A 17,070-nucleotide genomic window follows, 5' to 3' on the forward strand; every position below is an offset into this window, starting at 1 on the left:
GCAATCATGCGCAAATATCTGACAGGTATTTGGGCATGCATCCGCAGCGGTGAGCCTTTTGATACGGCCAAGCTTTTCGATGAAAAACACCTATCGAAAGCTTGACCTGCAACAGAGTATCTACAGGTGTTTTGCTCAGGTTTCGGTCACTCTTTGCTGGCCTTGAACGCCAGCTCGCCCTTGGGCCATTTGGCCGCTTTGGCGGTCACTGCCTTGAGGGTCTTGCTCAGGCCTTCCTTGAGCTGCTCCTGGGCTGCGAAGATCAGCATCACGGTCTGACCTTCCTTGAACACGATACCTTCGCCCAGAGGCGAGCTGACATAGGCGTAGTCACCGATGCCGTAGATCGTCATTTTGATATCGCGAAATTTGATTTCGAACTTGCCACCTTCGCGGCTGGGCAAGACTGCTGCGCGAAAATGATCACCGACCTTGAGCCCGAGACCTGGTTTGTCATCTACCACCAGCGCTGATTCAGTATCGATTTCAGCGATGTAAATACCTTCAGCGTTCTGCTCGGTAACGTACACAAAGCGGGACTGGAACAGTTTGACCAAACGTGCCCGCAAATCACCCAGAACAAACAACGCATGCATTTCCAGATTGCTGACTGCCAACGAAAAACCCTCGAAAACGTGAAGTGGCGCTACCAGAACAAATAACAGGCAGCAGAAAAAAGGCCTCAGCCCACTTATTAAAAAACCGGGTACAGCAAAATCTCCTGGCTGATGGGGCAAGGAGTGGCATGTGACTTCAAGACTAAAAATACGACAGGACCACCATTCTACCGGCTCATGCCCGAAGTTGGGTATACACATCCACTTCTCAGTCAGGGAATCCGTAAATTTTTCTTGATTGAGGCCCGGTTCTACAGGGCTTTCGTCGTTAACTGCGCCGCTGGCTGTCAACAACTGCCATACTGGCCGAAAAATCAGCCTGGCCCATGCCGCCGGGTTGTCCGGCTTCATTACCTCGAAGGGAAAGCGACACGTGACGGAATTTGATATTGGCGAATTTTTTATCCGCGGCGAGTCCAAAGAAGTCGATGGTGAGTTTCAGGCCGTGATCGTGATGCGCGCCAAGCCACCGTTGAAAACCGTGACTTACCATCAGGTCGAGAAAGACCGCTGGTTCAAGACCGCCGAGCAGGCTGAAATTGCCGCCAGGGGTTCGGCGCAGGAATTGAAGCTCGCAGTGGACGCAGGCGCCCTGAACGCATCTTGACGCAACCCGTCAAGCACGCTGAGCCCGAGCCTGCATTGCGCACGCGCCAGCGCTCAGCTGCGCCAGCCAGGCAGCGCGACACTCTTCAGCTTCCATGCGGCTGGAGAACGCCGTCCCGCGTTGCTCGCCGTTGACCAGCACAACCCAGCAGGCCTTTTGCCCCGTGGCCCGCAACCCCTTGGGGACACCCGAGCCGATCATCACGGCAACATCTACCCGATTGGACATGGTGGATACTCCAACTATTTAGTTAGTCACCTAACGATGTCGGCCATCTTAAAGAGTTAAGGACGCTGGAAAAAGCTATGCCCTGCATAGCTGCATTGCATCAGCGGTAACAATATCCCCTGCATGCGGGCTCAAACCGGCGGTTTTTGCTCGAAAACATTGCGCCCGCCCTCTTGGGCAATATTGAAAAACGCCTTGTCGAGTACCCCTAGCCCCTGGCCCACATTGGCATTGAAATTGGCCGATTGATGAACGTAGCGCTGACGCAACAAGCGCTCCTGGGCAGGGGTGAGCTTGATTGTACTTTTCAGTACCTGCGCTTCGAGCCTTGCAGCGATGGGCAACAGTTCATCAGGCAAAGCATCCTGGGCACTGATCAAGGCGGCAAAGGGCACACCCTGTTTGCATGCCAGCGAATGCATGATGCGCAGATACACACGTGAAAGATGACCCAGCACCCGGCGCTGCATAAAGACGGCGGCCTGGACGCGCTTCATCGGGTCCTGGCGGCTGCCGGCCTTCTGCTCTTCGGTGCGCACTTGCACGAAGTCCTGCTCAGCGAGCGGATCAATCAAATCCCTGGCTTGCCAGTCCAGCAACTGCGCCTGGGCCAGCTTCCAGGCACTGGTCAGCCTGATGGGTGTGGACGGGCTGACCAGATTGCTTTGCCAGCGCGTCAACTGCACCTGCTCTTGCATCTCGACCGGATAACCGCCGCCAAGATCGGCATGGACTCCGGGCAGGGATATATCCAGCGGCCATTGCGGGGCAATGCGGGTCAGGGAAAAATTGCGTCGGTATTCATCCCGCGCACAAAGTTGCACCACCTGTTGCGCGCAGTCAGGCCCCAGATACAGATTGAGCCCCGGATTGATGTCATCCCCCACATCACCCAGGTCCTCCAGCCCGCCCATGGCTGCAACAGTATCGAAGAGCCCGATAAACTCGATGCTGCACTTGAAGTCAGAAGCCAGCGCAAACTGCTGCGTGAAGGCCGTGGCATGCACCTTGTTGGCAAAGTGGCGGGCTGCGGCAGCGCCGCGGCTGAAGCCAAAAAGGTCAAGTTGCAGACGGCTCAGGGTATTGGCGGGAGCCAGCCGTAGAAATTGCGCCAGACATTGGCTCAGTTGCTCCAGGGCCTCATCGGCCTTGCCCAGCACCCCGGTGCGCCCACGGCCATAGGTCAGGCCCGGGAAGGAGGTATCAACTGCCCCTGTGGTTGTGCCAATACCGCCGACGTAGAGCGAAGTCAGCGCCTGTGAATCCTTGAACGTCGTTTGCACAGGGTAGTGCCGGTGCAGGCGGGCGATATTGGTGGGTTCACCGGCATAACTGCTGCCGGGTTCGACCTTGAGGCCCCGGGCCTGGCGCTCGCGGCCCGAGAGGATATTGAACTGGTTATTGGCCGTGCCATCAAAAAAAATACCGACACGCAATACATACCCCGTATTGCTTGAGTGACTCATGACACTGGCCCTCGTTCTTTTCAGCTTCGCGTGGAAACGCCGTGCCAAATATAAAGGGGCATGACCAAAACACTCAGCTCAACGTCAGGTTTAAATTTTTACGGGGAATTACAACAGAGGCCAGGGCGACAGCGCGGACGGCTGCGCAGCCCAAGCTACCGGAACCGCAGGACACGGCTCCGGCAAGGTCAAGCCTTCAGGCTTGACGCTGATGCTTGTCGATTTGCTCGTGACGCTCTTGAGCTTCGATGCAGTACTTGGTGGTAGGGCTGATCAGCAGGCGCTTGAGGCCAATTGCATCGCCACTGTCATCACACCAGCCGAAGCTGTCATCCTTGATACGTTCCAGCGCCTGTTCGAGCTGGGGCAGCATGCGCTGATCACGGTCGATGGCGTTCACCAGCCAGGTGCGCTCTTCTTCAACCGAAGCAGCGTCGGCCGGGTCAGCCGGAGTGTCCAGGCTCTCGATCGCGATGCGGTTCTGCTCGATACGCTCGTGGGTTTCGACCTTCATGTTTTGCAGCAACTCGCTGAAAAAAGCATGTTGCTCGGCATTCATGTAGTCATCCGCCGGCATGGCCAGCAACTTATCCTTTGTCATTGATTTCTCTATAAAAAATACGTGCATTAAGGCGAATTAGGGAGCGTTCTGACCGATCTTCATCCCAACCAGTTAGGTGCCATCTATTTCAAGCGCCACCCGGCACTCAATTTACGAGGGGCGGCAGTCTAAGGCCGAGTTATCGACTCAGCAACTGAAAACACACCTATTTGTCCAGCAAAACCTGGAAAGTGACGAAAAACGTGCTCAGCTGGGCTAATGGAGTGCGTTTATAGCAAGAAATTCAATGCGCAGGCTGAAAATCCCCTGCCAGGTGCGATGACCCACAGCTGGTGGGTCATCTCTATATTGTTAAGGGCGAGACCCGCGCACCCGAACCGGGCACGCCGATAAAACCGCGAAATGCCCTGCTCGTAATAAAAGAACCACTGGCCAATACAGCCCTGCCGTGTGCAACCAGATCGAGCGACGTTTAGTAAGCAATGGCGTGCATGAGCGCGTATTGGGCCAACTTTTCATGGCTGGCTCGCCCGGGAAACCGGGCAGCCATGCCCAGGTAATGCTCCACCCCACCAAACATCAATTTAAATGCACTTAACCATCATTATTATGCATTTGCGTATTGGTTAACGGCTGGGCAGACTGCTCGCGTTCCTCCCCCAGATGAAGGAACATTTTCAAGGGCTTGCCGGTTAACCCGCCAGGCCCTTTTTTTACCTTCCTGCTTCACAAAACCGGATTTACCTGACCATGCAAACCCGCTGGATCAGCCGCCTATTGCCTGCGGCTACGAACACCCGCCCCACCGAATGGAGCCGTGCCGCCATTGGCGTGTCCCTTGGCACACTATTCAGTGTGTGGTTCTGCAGCCTGTTCTATGGCCTGCCCGTGGCCATGCACCTGATCGGCCCGTTGGGCGCTTCGGCCATTTTGCTGTTTGCCGTGTCCTCGGGTGCACTGGCGCAACCCTGGTCGATTGTCGGCGGCTATCTGTGCGCCACGGTCGTGTCGCTGGGGGTGGTGCATTTTCTTGGCCGCAGCCTCGACAGCGCGTGCCTGGCCGTAGGTCTGGCAATGATCAGCATGTGCCTGCTGCGCTGCCTGCACCCGCCTGCAGGTGCACTGGCGCTGCTGGTGGTACTGGCCGACCCGGACAGTGCCAGTCTTGGCTGGGGCATGCTTGCACCGGTGATGCTCGGCGCAGTGTGCATGCTGCTCGCGGCGCTGGCCTATAACAACCTGACCCGCGTGCGTTACCCGAAAAAACCGTCCGAGCCGAGCCCTGCGGCCAGCACCGATCAGGCACCGGTCAACCCGGGCATCAGTGCTGAAGATTTGCACCATGCGTTGCAGCAAATGGACGCATTTATCGACGTTACCCCCGAAGATCTCGAAGAGTTGATTCGAGCCAGCGAGCTGCATGCGCGCCGGCGCAGTATCGGTGAAGTGTTCAGCCAGAACGGTTGAGCCTGGGGCGCTGCCTGCCCTGCTTGCCCTGTATCGATAAGCGCCCAACTCCTGCTAGGGTTAACGAGGTAACCTGGGCGGCAGACATGCTTGAGTGCCTGATCACCCGGATTCCGCCATCCGACAGTGATCAAGGCTCGCAATGCTCAAAACCATTGAAATTGAGATCTCGAAACAGGCCGCCCCGCCCGCCTTGCAAGCTGAATTTGCCCAACATGATTTCGAAAAGCTGCGCAATTTTTGCAGCCTGACCTATATCACCAGCATTGCTATCTGGTTACTGTTCAACCTGATTGTCAGCACCAAGGGCGGCCAGGGGTTTACCGGCCTGTCCCTGCTGTTTATCAGCGTCATGGTGGGGTTGACCATTATTCTGGGCTTTGTCGGCAATTACCGGCACTTCGATGTACTCAATACGGTTTTCGTAGCCATCATCACACTCGGTTTGCGCCTGATCATTTTCGGCCTGCCAGCCGAGACCCAGCCGATCTGGCTGGCACTCGCCACCTCAAGCATTCTTTATAGCGCGTCGGTGCTGCCGCTCAGCCGCTGGGCGTTTCTCGCCGTTGCCGCCATCAGCTGTGTCACCCTCAACCCTTTCCTGATGGCCGATGTCTCGGTCATGGATCTGCGCGGCTTGCTGATCCTCTGCTACTTCACCTTTTTGTGCAGCCTGACCACCTACAGTTTTTTCAAGCTGCGCCGGATCAAGCTGCACAATTACACCATGTCCAAGTTACTGGTGGCCCAGGCCTACATCGATGCCCTGACCGAGATCCCCAACCGGCGCTCTTTCATGCTTCAGGCCGGGCATGTACTGCTGACCCGCCCCAGGGAGCACGACCACTATCTGGCGATGATCGATATCGACAATTTCAAGAAGGTCAACGACCAGTACGGCCATGATATTGGCGATGAGGTGCTCAAGCGTACGGCCGCCAGCATCAAGGCAGTGATGGCTGATTTTGCGTACGCACGGCTGGGTGGTGAGGAGTTTGCCGTGTACCTGCCCGGCGTGCGCCGCGAAGACGTCGAAGTACTGGCGCAGAGCCTGTGTCGCCGGGTGCGTGAAGATCCCGACGCACACCCAGTGACCATCAGTATTGGCCTGGCCCGGGTCGAAGAGGAAGACACCCTCAACCAGGCGCTGGCCAAGGCCGACAAGGCGCTGTACGGCTCCAAGCATGACGGCAAGGACAGGTTTACGTTTTATTCGTGAGCGGCTGGCAGATCGGGGGATATAGCGTAATTCGGCGAGCTGGCCGTATTGAGCCGGATCAAAAGCCCCTCACCCTGGCCCTCTCCCAGAGGGAGAGGGAACCAAGAGCAAAAGCGGATCAAGCTGGGGTGAGGGGTCTGCGTCAGTCGCTCAACTCGGTATTGCCATCCCAGCCGCCACCCAGCGCCGCAATCAGTTGCACACTGGCAATCAGACGGCTCTGCAGCAAGTTAAGTACGCTGCGCTCGGTGCTCAGGGCTGTTGTTTGCACCGAAACCACGTCCAGGTAAGCAATCAAGCCCGCCTTGTACTGGTTACTGGTCAGGCGCAACGACTCGCGGGCCGACTCCAGTGCCTGCTCCTGTACCACCGACTCATCGCCCAGGACCTTCAACTGCACCATGTAGTTTTCCACTTCCCGCAGACCGTCGAGCACGGTCTGGCGATACTTGGCCACCGTCTGGTCATACACGGCTTCATTGCGATCGACTTCTGCCGAGCGCTGGCCACCATCGAACAACGGCAGGGAGATTTTCGGCCCCACCGACCAGAAGCGGTTGGGCACGCTGATCCAGTCCTGATACTGACTGCTGCTGTAGCCACCCGACAGGCTCAAACTGAAATCGGGGTAGTAAGCCGCCTTGGCTACGCCAATGTTGGCGTTGGCAGCAATCACCGAGCGCTCCGCCGAAGCGATGTCAGGACGCCGCTCCAGCAGTTGCGACGGCAGGCTGACCGGGATCTGCGGCGACTTGGGTACGTTTTTAATTTCCGCCAGGTTGAACCCTGCTGGTGCTTGACCGGTGAGCACCGCTATTGCGTTTTCAAATTGCGCCCGCTGCCAGATCAGGTCGATCAGGCTGGCCTGGGTATTGCGCAACTGGGTTTGCGCCTGAGCCACCGCATCCTTGCCGGAAATTCCCGCACGGTACTGGTTTTCGCTCATTTTCAGTGAACGTTGATAGGCCTCGACCGTGGCTTCGAGCAAACGCTTCTGCTCATCGATCACCCGCAATTGCAGGTAGTTCTGCACCAGCTCCGACTGCTGGCTCAGGCGCATCGCCGCGAGGTCGGCCAGGCTGGCCTCGGCACTCGCCTCGTTGGCTTCCAGACCACGGCGCAACTTGCCCCAAACGTCGGCCTCCCAGCTCACCCCGACCTGGGCATTCAAGGTGTCCCGTATGCCGCTGCTGGAGCTGGTCAGGCTGGAGTTTGAGCTGCCGGTGCCCTGGCTGGAACGGGTCTTGCCCACGCTAAGGTCGGCGCTGGGCAGGAACGCCCCGCGCGCACTGCGCACCAAGGCCTGGGCCTGACGGAACTGGGCTTCAGACTGCGCAACACTCTGGTTGGCACTGTTGAGTTTGTCGACCAGCGCATTGAGCTGCGGGTCGCCATACAGCTCCCACCAGGCACCTCGGGCCAGTGAGTCGCTCGGATTGGCCTGGGTCCAGCCGGCTGCCTGCTTGTACTCAAGGGGCGCCGCCGTTTGCGGGCGCTGGTAGTCCGGGCCGATGGCACAGCCGCTAAGCAGCGCAACGGACAACGCCGGGGCAAGGAAAAACGAACGAGAGGTCATAGCGGAGTTTCCAGAGCAGCATCAGTGCGCACGCCGCGCCATTTGTTGAAGCGATGGCGCAGGCGGTCGAGATAGAGGTAAACCACAGGCGTGGTGTAAAGGGTCAGAATCTGGCTGAAGATCAGCCCGCCGATAATGGTCAGGCCCAGGGGCTGGCGCATTTCCGCGCCTTCGGCGCTGCTCAGCATCAGTGGCAAGGCACCGAGAATGGCCGCCAGGGTGGTCATCAGGATCGGCCTTAAACGTTGCAGGCAGGCACTGCGGATCGACGCTTGCGGGTCGAGGCCCGAATGACGTTCCAGTTGCAGGGCAAGATCGATCATCAAAATCGCGTTTTTCTTTACCACACCAATCAACAGGAACAGCCCCAGCAGTGAAATCAGGCTGAACTCCCCGCCCGTGAGGTAAATGCTCAACAACGCACCAACACCGGCAGACGGCAAGGTCGACAGAATGGTCAACGGGTGGATGTAACTCTCATAGAGAATCCCCAGCACCAGGTACACCGCTACCAAGGCGCCAAGAATCATGAACGGCTGGCTTTTTTGCGTGGCGGCAAAAGCATCGCCCGTACCGGCCATTTTCACGATCACTTCTTCCGGCAGGCCGAGCTTGGCCACCGCCCGTTCAATGGCTGCCGTACCCTGCTCCAGGGTGACACCGGGGGCCAGGTCGAACGCAATGCTCTCCGAGGCGAACTGGCCCTCGTGGGATACCCGGTCGTTCTGCAGGCTGTTCTCATAGTGGGCAATGGCCGACAGCGGAATACGCTGGCCATCGGCGGTTATCACCTGCACCTGATTCAGGGTTTCGGGGTCCTGGGCGTACTTGGGGTTGACCTCCATCACCACCTGATACTGGTTCAGGCTGTCGTAGATGGTGGAAATCTGCCGCTGGCTGTAGGCGTTGTTGAGCACGGCAGTGACCATGTCCATATCCACCCCCAGGCGCTTGGCCTGGTCGCGATCAACCACCAGGGTCACCTGCTGGGCACCGCGGCCTTCACGGGCATCGATAGCGGTCAGCTCAGGCAATGCCTTGAACGCGGCCACCACTTTTGGATACCAGGTGCGCAACTCGCCCAGATCGCCGCTTTGCAAGATGTAGGAGTACTGCGAGCTGGTCTGGTCACGCCCACCGCCAAACTGCAGGTCCTGGTCGGCCATCAGCATCAGGCGGCCGCCGGGCACTTTGGGCATGCTCTCGCGCAGCCGTTCGATGACCTTTTGCGCCGACACCTTGCGTTCCGAGATCGGCTTGAGACGCACGATCATAAAGGCGTTGTTGGTGCCGCCATTGCCGCCAATAAAACCGGCGACGCTCTCTACCGCAGGATCGGCCAGCACCGCCTTGCGGAAGATTTCCATCTTCGGCTGCATCACGCTGAACGACAGGCCGTCGTCACCGCGCACAAAACCGATCAGTTGCCCGGTGTCCTGTTGCGGCATAAAGGTTTTCGGCACCACCACATACAGCGCCACGTTAACGCCAATGGTCACCAGCAGGCTGAGCAATGTCAGGCGCTTGTGCCGCAGCACCCAGTCCAGGCTGCGTGCATAGCCGCTGACCATGCGCTGGTTAAGGCGGATGCTCCAGCGCTGCATGGCGTTTTCCGTGCCCGGCACATGGGGTTTTAGCCAGCGTGCGCAAAGCATGGGCGTGAGGGTCAGGGACACCACCAGCGACACCACGATCGAAGCGGCCAGGGTGATGGAAAACTCGCGGAACAAGCTCTCGACAATCCCGCCCATAAACAGGATCGAGAGGAACACTGCTACCAGTGACACGTTCATCGAGAGCAGGGTAAAGCCGACTTCCTTGGCCCCCAGCATGGCCGCTTTCATGGGCGCCACACCGGCGTCGATATGCCGCGAGATGTTCTCCAGCACCACGATAGCGTCGTCCACCACCAGCCCGGTGGCCAAAATCAGCGCCATCAGCGACAGGTTGTTCAGCGAGAAGCCGTAGAGGTACATGATGGCAAAAGTGCCCACCAACGACACCGGCACTGCCAGCGTCGGAATCAGCGATGCGCGGAAATTGCCGAGGAACAGGAACACCACCAGAATCACCAGCGCCACGGCGATCAGCAGGGTCATTTCGGCCTCGTGCAGCGTAGCCTTGATCACCGGTGAACGGTCCATGGCCAGGTTCAGCTGCACGCTTGCCGGCAGCACCGCCTGCAAGGCCGGCAACTGGGCCTTGATTGCGTTCACGGTCTCGATGATATTGGCCCCGGCCTGGCGGTTGACCACCAGCAGCACCGCCGCATCGTTATTGAAAAAACCGCTGTTGTAACGGTCTTCAACACTGTCCTTGACCTTGGCCACATGGCTCAGGCGCAGCGCCGCGCCATCCTGGTAACGGATGATCAGCGGTTCGTAGTCCTTGGCCTTTTCCAGCTGGTCGTTGGCCTGGATCTGCCAGTTGCGCTCGCCATCGGACACCGCGCCCTTGGGCCGGCGCACGTTGGCATTGGCAATGGTGTTGCGCACGTCATCCAGCGAGACGCCGTACTGGTTGAGCAGTTGCGGTTCCAGCTCGATGCGCACGGCGGGCAGCGAGCTGCCGCCAATCTGCACTTCACCTACACCCGGCACCTGGGACAGGCTTTGCGAAAGAATGGTCGAGGCCAGGTCATAGAGCTGGCCCTTGGACAACACCTCGGAGGTCAGCGATAACACCATGATCGGTGCTTGCGAGGGGTTGATCTTCTTGTAGGTGGGCATGCTTTTCATGCCGCTGGGCAGCAGGTTGCGCGAGGCGTTGATCGCCGCCTGCACCTCCCGCGCCGCGCCGTTGATGTCGCGGTCCTGATCGAACTGCAAAATCACCCGGGTCGAGCCCTGGCTTGAATTGCTGCTCATGGTATTGACCCCGGCAATCGCACCGAAGGCCCGCTCAAGCGGCGTGGCCACGGTAGATGCCATCACCTCGGGGCTGGCCCCGGGCAAACTGGCCGACACCACGATCACCGGGAAATCCATTTGCGGCAACGGCGACACGGGCAGCAAACCAAAGCTCACCCCGCCCAGCAACATGATTGCCAGGCTCAGCAGCATGGTGGCTACCGGGCGTTTGATAAACGGGCCGGACAGGTTCATACCGACGCCTGCTCAGCCTGGGCCGCATCACCACGCCAGCGACGCCCCAAGCGATCGAAGTACAGATAGATCACGGGGGTAGTAAACAGGGTCAAGACCTGGCTCACCAGCAAACCACCGACCATCACCAGACCCAGGGGCTGGCGCAATTCTGCCCCGGAACCGGTGGCCAGCATCAGCGGTACGGCACCAAACAACGCTGCCAGGGTGGTCATCAGGATCGGCCGGAAGCGCAACAGTGCCGCCTGATAGATCGCCTGCTCCGGCGCCATGCCCTGATTGCGCTCGGCGTCGAGGGCGAAGTCGATCATCATGATTGCGTTTTTCTTGACGATGCCGATCAGCAGGATGATGCCGATAATCGCAATCATGCCCAGGTCATTGCCGCTGAGGATCAGCGCCAGCAAGGCACCCACTGCTGCCGATGGCAGGGTGGAGAGAATGGTGATCGGGTGGATGTAGCTCTCATAGAGCACCCCCAGCACGATATACATGGTCACCACCGCCGCCAGAATCAGCAGCAAAGTGCTCGACAACGAAGCCTGGAACGCCTGCGCGGCACCCTGGAATTCGGTCTTGACCCCCACCGGCATACCGATGTCCTTCTGCACCTGATCGATCAGTTCCACGGCCTGGCCCAATGCCACGCCGGGCGCGAGGTTGAACGAGACCATCACCGAGGGGAACTGGCCGATATGGGAAATGGCCAGTTGTGCCTGACGTTCCTCGACCCGGGCCAGGCTCGACAGCCGCACCTGGCCACCATCGGTGGTCTTGACGTGGATCTGATCCAGCGCCTGCGGGCCGATTTTCTCGCCGTCCTTGGCCTGCAAGACCACGCGGTACTGGCTGGCCTGGGTGTAAATGGTCGAAATCTGCCGCTGACCGAAAGCGTCATACAGGGCATCGGTGATATTGGCCACCGACACGCCCAGGCGTGATGCCGCATCGCGATCGATCACCAGGTATACCTGCAGGCCCTTGTCCTGCAGGTCACTGGCCACATCGACCAGTTCAGGCTGATTGGACAACGCGGTGACCAGTTTCTGCGTCCAGGTGCTGAGCATGTCAGCATCCGGGGATGACAGGCTGAACTGGTACTGGGTACGGCTGACGCGGTCTTCGATGGTCAGGTCCTGCACCGGCTGCATAAACAGGCGGATGCCCGACAGCTTGTCCAGTTGCGGCTGCAGCCGCGCAATCACCTCGATGGCACTGTCGCTGCGCTCGCTGTGGGGCTTGAGGTTGATCAGCATGCGACCGCTGTTGAGGGTCGGGTTATCCCCGTCCACGCCAATATAGGAGGACAGGCTCTCGACATCCGGGTCTTGCAGGATGATCTTGCCCAGCTCCTGCTGACGCTGACTCATGGCACTGAACGAAATCGATTGCGGCGCCTCGGAAATGCCCTGGATCACCCCGGTGTCCTGCACCGGGAAAAAGCCCTTGGGCACCACCATATACAGGAACACGGTCAAGGCCAGTGTACCGATGGCCACCAGCAGGGTCAGCGGCTGGTGCTTGAGCACCCACTGCAACATGCGCCCGTACTCGGCGATCATCCAGTCGATAAACGCGCCGCTGGCACGGTAGAAACGCCCCTGCTCTTCAGGCTTGGGTTCGGCCTTGAGCAGGCGCGCGCACATCATCGGGGTCAGGGTCAGCGAGACCACCAGCGAGATCAGGATCGCCACCGCCAGGGTGATGGCAAATTCGCGGAACAGGCGCCCCACTACATCGGCCATAAACAGCAGCGGGATCAATACCGCGATCAGCGACAGGGTCAGCGAGATCAGGGTGAAGCCGATCTGTTTGGCGCCCTTGAGCGCCGCCTGCATCGGGCTGTCACCTTCCTCGATATAGCGCGAGATGTTCTCCAGCATGACGATGGCATCATCGACCACAAAGCCGGTGGCGATGGTCAGGGCCATCAGCGTCAGGTTGTTGATGGAAAACCCGGCCAGGTACATCACGCCAAAGGTGCCGACCAGCGACAGCGGTACGGCAATCGACGGAATGAGGGTGGCGCTGGCCCTGCGCAGAAACAGGAAGGTCACCATGACCACCAGGGCAATGGCGATCAGCAACTCATGCTGCACATCGCGCACCGAGGCGCGAATGGTTTGTGTACGGTCGGTCAGCACCGTGACATCGATACCGGCGGGCAGGTTGTCGGTAATGCTTGGCAGCAGGGCCTTGATCCGGTCCACCACCTCAATCACGTTGGCACCGGGCTGGCGCTGGATATTGAGCAGCACCGCCTGATTTTCGTTGGCCCAGGCTGCGAGGCGCTCGTTCTCGGCGCCGTCGACAATTTCGGCCACGTCCTTGAGTCGCAGCGGTGCGCCGTTGTTATAGGCAAGAATCAGTTCGGCGTATTCTTGCGGGGTTTTCAGCTGGTCATTGGCGTCCAGCATCGACACCCGGGTAGGGCCGTCGAAGTTACCCTTGGGCTGGTTGACGTTGGACGCACCGATCAGGGTGCGCACATCGGCCAGGTTCAGACCATTGGCAGCCAGCGCTTCAGGGTTGACCTTGATCCGCACCGCCTGGCGTTGCCCGCCAGCGATGCTGACCATGCCCACGCCGCTGATCTGGGCAATTTTTTGCGCCATGCGCGTATCGACCAGGTCATTGAGCTTGGGCAACAGCATGGTTTTGGAGCTGATGGCCAGGGTCAGTACCGGGGTATCCGCCGGGTTGACCTTGTTGTACACCGGCGGTGCCGGCAAATCCTTGGGCAGCAGGTTGCTGGCGGCGTTGATCGCAGCCTGCACCTGTTGCTCGGCAACATCCATATTGATGTCGAGATTGAAACGCAGGGTCAGTACCGAAGCACCACCGGAACTGGTGGAGGCCATCTGCGTAAGCCCCGGCATTTGCCCGAACTGACGCTCAAGTGGTGCCGTCACTGCACTGGTCATCACATCCGGGCTGGCCCCGGGGTACAGGGTCATCACGCGGATGGTCGGGTAATCCACCTGGGGCAAGGCCGATACCGGCAGCAAGCGATAGGCGATGATCCCGGACAACACGATGGCCAGCATGCACAGCGTGGTTGCAACCGGGCGCAGGATAAACAGGCGCGACAGGTTCATTCGCGGGCCTTGGACTTGGTGTTGTGCGCGGCCGGGGTGGCATCGGTATCGGCACCGCCATCGAGCAGTTGCCCGGCAGCCGTTTCCGGTACTTCGGCACTGTCGTTGACCACTTCCACCGCGCCACCATCACGCAGACGGTCGGTACCTTCGAGTACTACACGATCACCGGGCTTGAGGCCTTCTTCGATCACGGTCACATCGCCATCGGTGGCACCCACTTTAATGCTGCGAATCTTGACCTTGTTGTCACCGTCCATGGCATACACGAACGAGCCGTGGGTGCCGTACTGAATCGCTGCAGTGGGAGCCAGCACCACGTTTTTAAGGGTGTCGGCCAACAGGCGTACATTGACAAACTGGTTAGGGAACAGCGCCTGATCGCGGTTCTCGAACAATGCCTTGAACTTCAGGGTACCGGTGGTGATATCAATCTGATTGTCGATGCTGCTCAACACACCGACTGCCAGCTCTTTGGTATCGCCACGGTTCCAGGCCTGCACCGGCATTTTCGCGCCGCTGCGATAACGCTCAAGCACCAGCGCCAGGTTGGTCTCGGGTAAGGTGAAACTGACCACAATCGGCTCGGTCTGGGTGATCACCACCAAGGCCGTGGCGTCGTTGGCTGCTACCAGATTACCGACGTCCAGCTGACGCAGGCCCACACGGCCGCTGATCGGTGCGCGGATCTTGGTGAAATCCAGGTTCAGCCTGGCATCGTTGACCGCCGCCTGATTGGTCTTCACCGTGCCCTGATATTGGCTGACCAGCGCTTCGGCGGTGTCCAGGGTCTGTTTGGCGATACTGTCCTCGGCGTACAGCCCGCGGTAGCGCTGCACATCGACCTGGGCATTTTTCAGCTGGGCCTGGTTCTGCAGCAACGTGCCTTCGGCTTGCAGCAGGGCATTTTGATAACTGCGCGGGTCGATCTCAGCCAGCAGTTCGCCTGCCTTGACCATCTGCCCTTCCTTGAAATAGACCTTGACCAGTTCCCCTGCTACACGGCTGCGCACATTGATGGTGTTCAATGCGGTCACTGTGCCCAGCGCCTTGTAGTAAATCGGGAAATCGCCCTGCGTTACTTCCGACACCCGCACCGGCACGGGCTGGGTCGAGCCACCAAAGCCCGGGCGCATCATGCCCGAGCGACCGGTGTGCCCGGCGGGCTGATCGGTCGCAGCCTTTTTTGCGGCAGACGGCCATAGCCACCAGCACAGGCCAAGGACTATCAGCAAGACCAGCAGGCCAAACAGCCAGAAACGGGATTTGTGGGAAACAGAGGATTGCATGGAGTGATCAACCATTAGCGCGAGCGATAATTTTCAGGAGGTGGAACGATAAGCAGTGCGGGCCGTTATGAAAAGGCTCTTTACCCGCTATTTACGTTATAGAGATGGCATTGAGATGAAGATCGACGAAATCTGTGGAATCTGTGTGGGAGCGAGCCTGCTCGCGAAGGCAGACGACGATGGTGCTTGAAGATTTCGCGAGCAGGCTCGCTCCCACCGATCAACAGGTCGTACAAAAAAAACGGCCTGGCACTTAAGTGCCAGGCCGCTTCAGGTCTTGCAGTACGACTTACTTCAAAACAGCCAGGGCTGCTTCGTAGTTTGGCTCTTCAGCGATTTCTTTAACCAGCTCGCTGTGCAGCACGTTGTCGTTTTCGTCCAGCACCACCACCGCACGGGCAGTCAGGCCGGCCAACGGGCCATCAGCGATTGCCACGCCGTAGTTCTCGATAAACTCGCGGCCGCGCAGGGTCGACAGGTTTTGCACGTTTTCCAGGCCTTCAGCGCCGCAAAAGCGGGCCTGGGCGAATGGCAGGTCAGCCGAGATGTTCAGCACAACGGTGTTCGGCAAAGCGTTGGCTTCGGCGTTGAATTTGCGTACCGAAGTAGCGCAGGTTGGCGTATCAACGCTTGGGAAGATGTTCAGCACTTTGCGCTTGCCGGCAAAGCTCGCCAGTGTTGCATCGGACAAATCACCCGCAACCAGCGAAAACGCTGGTGCCTTGGAACCTACTGCAGGCAATTCGCCGTTGACTTGAACAGGGTTGCCTTTAAGCGTCACTTGAGCCATGAACGATGTCCTTTTTGACAGGTTGTTGAAGAGGCCGAAGTTAAACATGAATCAGCCGGGCTGACCTATGGATCGAACAAAAAATCTTATGCTCTGCGGCACTAAAAGACGATTCCTACAAGGCGCCATGCACCGCAGTTATTAGCTGTATTTTTGTGCCCGGGTGCGCAAAAAAGACGCAAATAGCCCCGACATAAGCGCCAGTTCCCTGCCAACTGCTAGCGTACATGGCTAGCGCCCAAGGAACAGGATCGCATGCCCATCACTCGCCTTGCCTCAAGTCTGTTGCTCACCCTGGCCCTGTACCCGGCTGCCGATGCATTGGCAGATAACGCCGAGACCGCCAACAAGAGCAACAACCCGCTGAATCTGGCCCCGGGGGTCAATCTGCAGGACTACTACACGCCGCAGGTGTACGACAGCAATATCCACACCAATGACGCCCTGCTGCGCGGCGCCCTGCCCGTGGCACCCAACGACGTTATCGGTGTACCGCAACTGTTGCGCGTGACGCTTCCGGTCAGCACCCGTCCAGACCCGCACGGTGGCTACAGCACCGGGATCGGCGACCTCAACCTGTTCGATATTTTCCTGCTCAAAACCGAAGGCGTGCAATTGGGCATTGGCCCGCAGATAACCGCACCCACTGCCGAGCATGACGAACTGGGCACCGGCAAGTGGCAAGCCGGCCTGGCGGCCATTGCCATCGATGCTTCGCCACGGGGCCTGCTGGGCGCACTGGTGCAGTATCAAAGCTCGTTTGCCGGGGACAGCGACCGCCAGCATGTCGAGAGCGCCACGTTCCAGCCCTTTATCATCCACAACCTGCCCAAGGGGTGGTATTTGCGCTCCACCGGCACCTGGACCTGGGACCTGAAAAACAACACCCACTACATCCCCGTCGGGCTGGGCGTGGGCAAGGCCTGGAAAGCCGGAAGCAACATCCTCAATGCCTTCGTTGAGCCGCAATGGACCGTGGAACGCAAGGGCGACGACCTGCCCCAGTTCACCCTGTTTGCCGGGATCAACGTCACCTTCGGAAAATAG

General features: G+C 58.9%; 13 protein-coding genes. 4 read left to right on the top strand and 9 right to left on the bottom strand.

All coding sequences use genetic code 11. The features are described from left to right. Window positions 1–146 precede the first annotated feature (146 nt). Window positions 147–617: a hypothetical protein gene (locus tag HBN79_RS23205; RefSeq protein ID WP_095002401.1), complete on the bottom strand. Its 471-nt coding sequence runs from the start codon at window positions 615–617 to the stop codon at window positions 147–149. A gap of 373 nt (window positions 618–990) precedes the next feature. Between HBN79_RS23205 and HBN79_RS23210 the strand changes: the two genes are divergently transcribed. Continuing rightward, window positions 991–1,224 (top strand): hypothetical protein, encoded by a 234-nt coding sequence (locus tag HBN79_RS23210; protein ID WP_095002400.1) that lies wholly within the window; start codon window positions 991–993, stop codon window positions 1,222–1,224. Window positions 1,225–1,233: 9 nt separating this feature from the next. Here the strand turns inward: HBN79_RS23210 and HBN79_RS23215 are convergent, their stop codons facing one another. From HBN79_RS23215 to HBN79_RS23225, 3 genes are all read right to left on the bottom strand, one after another. Continuing rightward, window positions 1,234–1,452, bottom strand: a complete 219-nt coding sequence (locus HBN79_RS23215; protein WP_095018859.1) for a hypothetical protein — start codon at window positions 1,450–1,452, stop codon at window positions 1,234–1,236. 131 nt (window positions 1,453–1,583) lie between these two features. After that, window positions 1,584–2,918: a DUF2235 domain-containing protein gene (locus HBN79_RS23220; protein WP_095031878.1), complete on the bottom strand. Its 1,335-nt coding sequence runs from the start codon at window positions 2,916–2,918 to the stop codon at window positions 1,584–1,586. Window positions 2,919–3,114: 196 nt separating this feature from the next. After that, window positions 3,115–3,519 (bottom strand): TraR/DksA family transcriptional regulator, encoded by a 405-nt coding sequence (locus HBN79_RS23225; RefSeq protein WP_016780464.1) that lies wholly within the window; start codon window positions 3,517–3,519, stop codon window positions 3,115–3,117. Window positions 3,520–4,230: 711 nt separating this feature from the next. Between HBN79_RS23225 and HBN79_RS23230 the strand changes: the two genes are divergently transcribed. Both HBN79_RS23230 and HBN79_RS23235 read left to right on the top strand, forming a co-directional pair. Continuing rightward, window positions 4,231–4,947 (top strand): HPP family protein, encoded by a 717-nt coding sequence (locus HBN79_RS23230; RefSeq protein WP_095021212.1) that lies wholly within the window; start codon window positions 4,231–4,233, stop codon window positions 4,945–4,947. A 142-nt stretch (window positions 4,948–5,089) separates the two neighbouring features. Further along, on the top strand, window positions 5,090–6,166 hold the full coding sequence (locus HBN79_RS23235; protein WP_169917277.1) for a GGDEF domain-containing protein: 1,077 nt from the start codon (window positions 5,090–5,092) through the stop codon (window positions 6,164–6,166). A 142-nt stretch (window positions 6,167–6,308) separates the two neighbouring features. On the opposite strand, the gene HBN79_RS23240 is transcribed toward HBN79_RS23235, so the two are convergent. The 5 genes from HBN79_RS23240 to tpx form a co-directional block, all read right to left on the bottom strand. Further along, entirely contained in the window at window positions 6,309–7,742 is a 1,434-nt protein-coding gene (locus tag HBN79_RS23240) for an efflux transporter outer membrane subunit (protein WP_169917278.1), read from the bottom strand. Further along, on the bottom strand, window positions 7,739–10,846 hold the full coding sequence (locus HBN79_RS23245) for an efflux RND transporter permease subunit (protein WP_095018856.1): 3,108 nt from the start codon (window positions 10,844–10,846) through the stop codon (window positions 7,739–7,741). The genes HBN79_RS23240 and HBN79_RS23245 overlap by 4 nt, the downstream gene beginning before the upstream one ends. Beyond that, a complete protein-coding gene (locus tag HBN79_RS23250; RefSeq protein WP_095018855.1) occupies window positions 10,843–13,944 on the bottom strand; it encodes an MdtB/MuxB family multidrug efflux RND transporter permease subunit in 3,102 nt (1,033 codons plus the stop codon). The genes HBN79_RS23245 and HBN79_RS23250 overlap by 4 nt, the downstream gene beginning before the upstream one ends. After that, window positions 13,941–15,248, bottom strand: a complete 1,308-nt coding sequence (locus HBN79_RS23255) for an MdtA/MuxA family multidrug efflux RND transporter periplasmic adaptor subunit (protein WP_169917279.1) — start codon at window positions 15,246–15,248, stop codon at window positions 13,941–13,943. Before HBN79_RS23255 ends, HBN79_RS23250 begins: the two co-directional genes overlap by 4 nt. Window positions 15,249–15,522: 274 nt before the next feature. After that, window positions 15,523–16,023 carry a thiol peroxidase gene (gene tpx, locus HBN79_RS23260; RefSeq protein WP_095002391.1) on the bottom strand — a complete coding sequence of 167 codons (501 nt, stop codon included), beginning with the start codon at window positions 16,021–16,023 and terminating at the stop codon, window positions 15,523–15,525. A gap of 255 nt (window positions 16,024–16,278) precedes the next feature. On the opposite strand from tpx, the gene HBN79_RS23265 reads away from it, so the two are divergent. Next, a complete protein-coding gene (locus HBN79_RS23265; protein WP_095002390.1) occupies window positions 16,279–17,070 on the top strand; it encodes a hypothetical protein in 792 nt (263 codons plus the stop codon).

This window comes from Pseudomonas sp. WS 5051 (genome assembly GCF_012985715.1).
GTDB lineage: Bacteria > Pseudomonadota > Gammaproteobacteria > Pseudomonadales > Pseudomonadaceae > Aquipseudomonas > Aquipseudomonas bubulae.

What these genes read in the sequence shown, in the direction of transcription:
- HBN79_RS23255 (WP_169917279.1), bottom strand. Translation starts at nt 15,248, where the DNA reads ATGGTTGATCACTCCATGCAATCCTCTGTTTCCCACAAATCCCGTTTC.
- HBN79_RS23225 (WP_016780464.1), bottom strand. Translation starts at nt 3,519, where the DNA reads ATGACAAAGGATAAGTTGCTGGCCATGCCGGCGGATGACTACATGAAT.
- HBN79_RS23240 (WP_169917278.1), bottom strand. Translation starts at nt 7,742, where the DNA reads ATGACCTCTCGTTCGTTTTTCCTTGCCCCGGCGTTGTCCGTTGCGCTG.
- HBN79_RS23230 (WP_095021212.1), top strand. Translation starts at nt 4,231, where the DNA reads ATGCAAACCCGCTGGATCAGCCGCCTATTGCCTGCGGCTACGAACACC.
- HBN79_RS23215 (WP_095018859.1), bottom strand. Translation starts at nt 1,452, where the DNA reads ATGTCCAATCGGGTAGATGTTGCCGTGATGATCGGCTCGGGTGTCCCC.
- HBN79_RS23245 (WP_095018856.1), bottom strand. Translation starts at nt 10,846, where the DNA reads ATGAACCTGTCCGGCCCGTTTATCAAACGCCCGGTAGCCACCATGCTG.
- tpx (WP_095002391.1), bottom strand. Translation starts at nt 16,023, where the DNA reads ATGGCTCAAGTGACGCTTAAAGGCAACCCTGTTCAAGTCAACGGCGAA.
- HBN79_RS23250 (WP_095018855.1), bottom strand. Translation starts at nt 13,944, where the DNA reads ATGAACCTGTCGCGCCTGTTTATCCTGCGCCCGGTTGCAACCACGCTG.
- HBN79_RS23265 (WP_095002390.1), top strand. Translation starts at nt 16,279, where the DNA reads ATGCCCATCACTCGCCTTGCCTCAAGTCTGTTGCTCACCCTGGCCCTG.
- HBN79_RS23220 (WP_095031878.1), bottom strand. Translation starts at nt 2,918, where the DNA reads ATGAGTCACTCAAGCAATACGGGGTATGTATTGCGTGTCGGTATTTTT.
- HBN79_RS23235 (WP_169917277.1), top strand. Translation starts at nt 5,090, where the DNA reads ATGCTCAAAACCATTGAAATTGAGATCTCGAAACAGGCCGCCCCGCCC.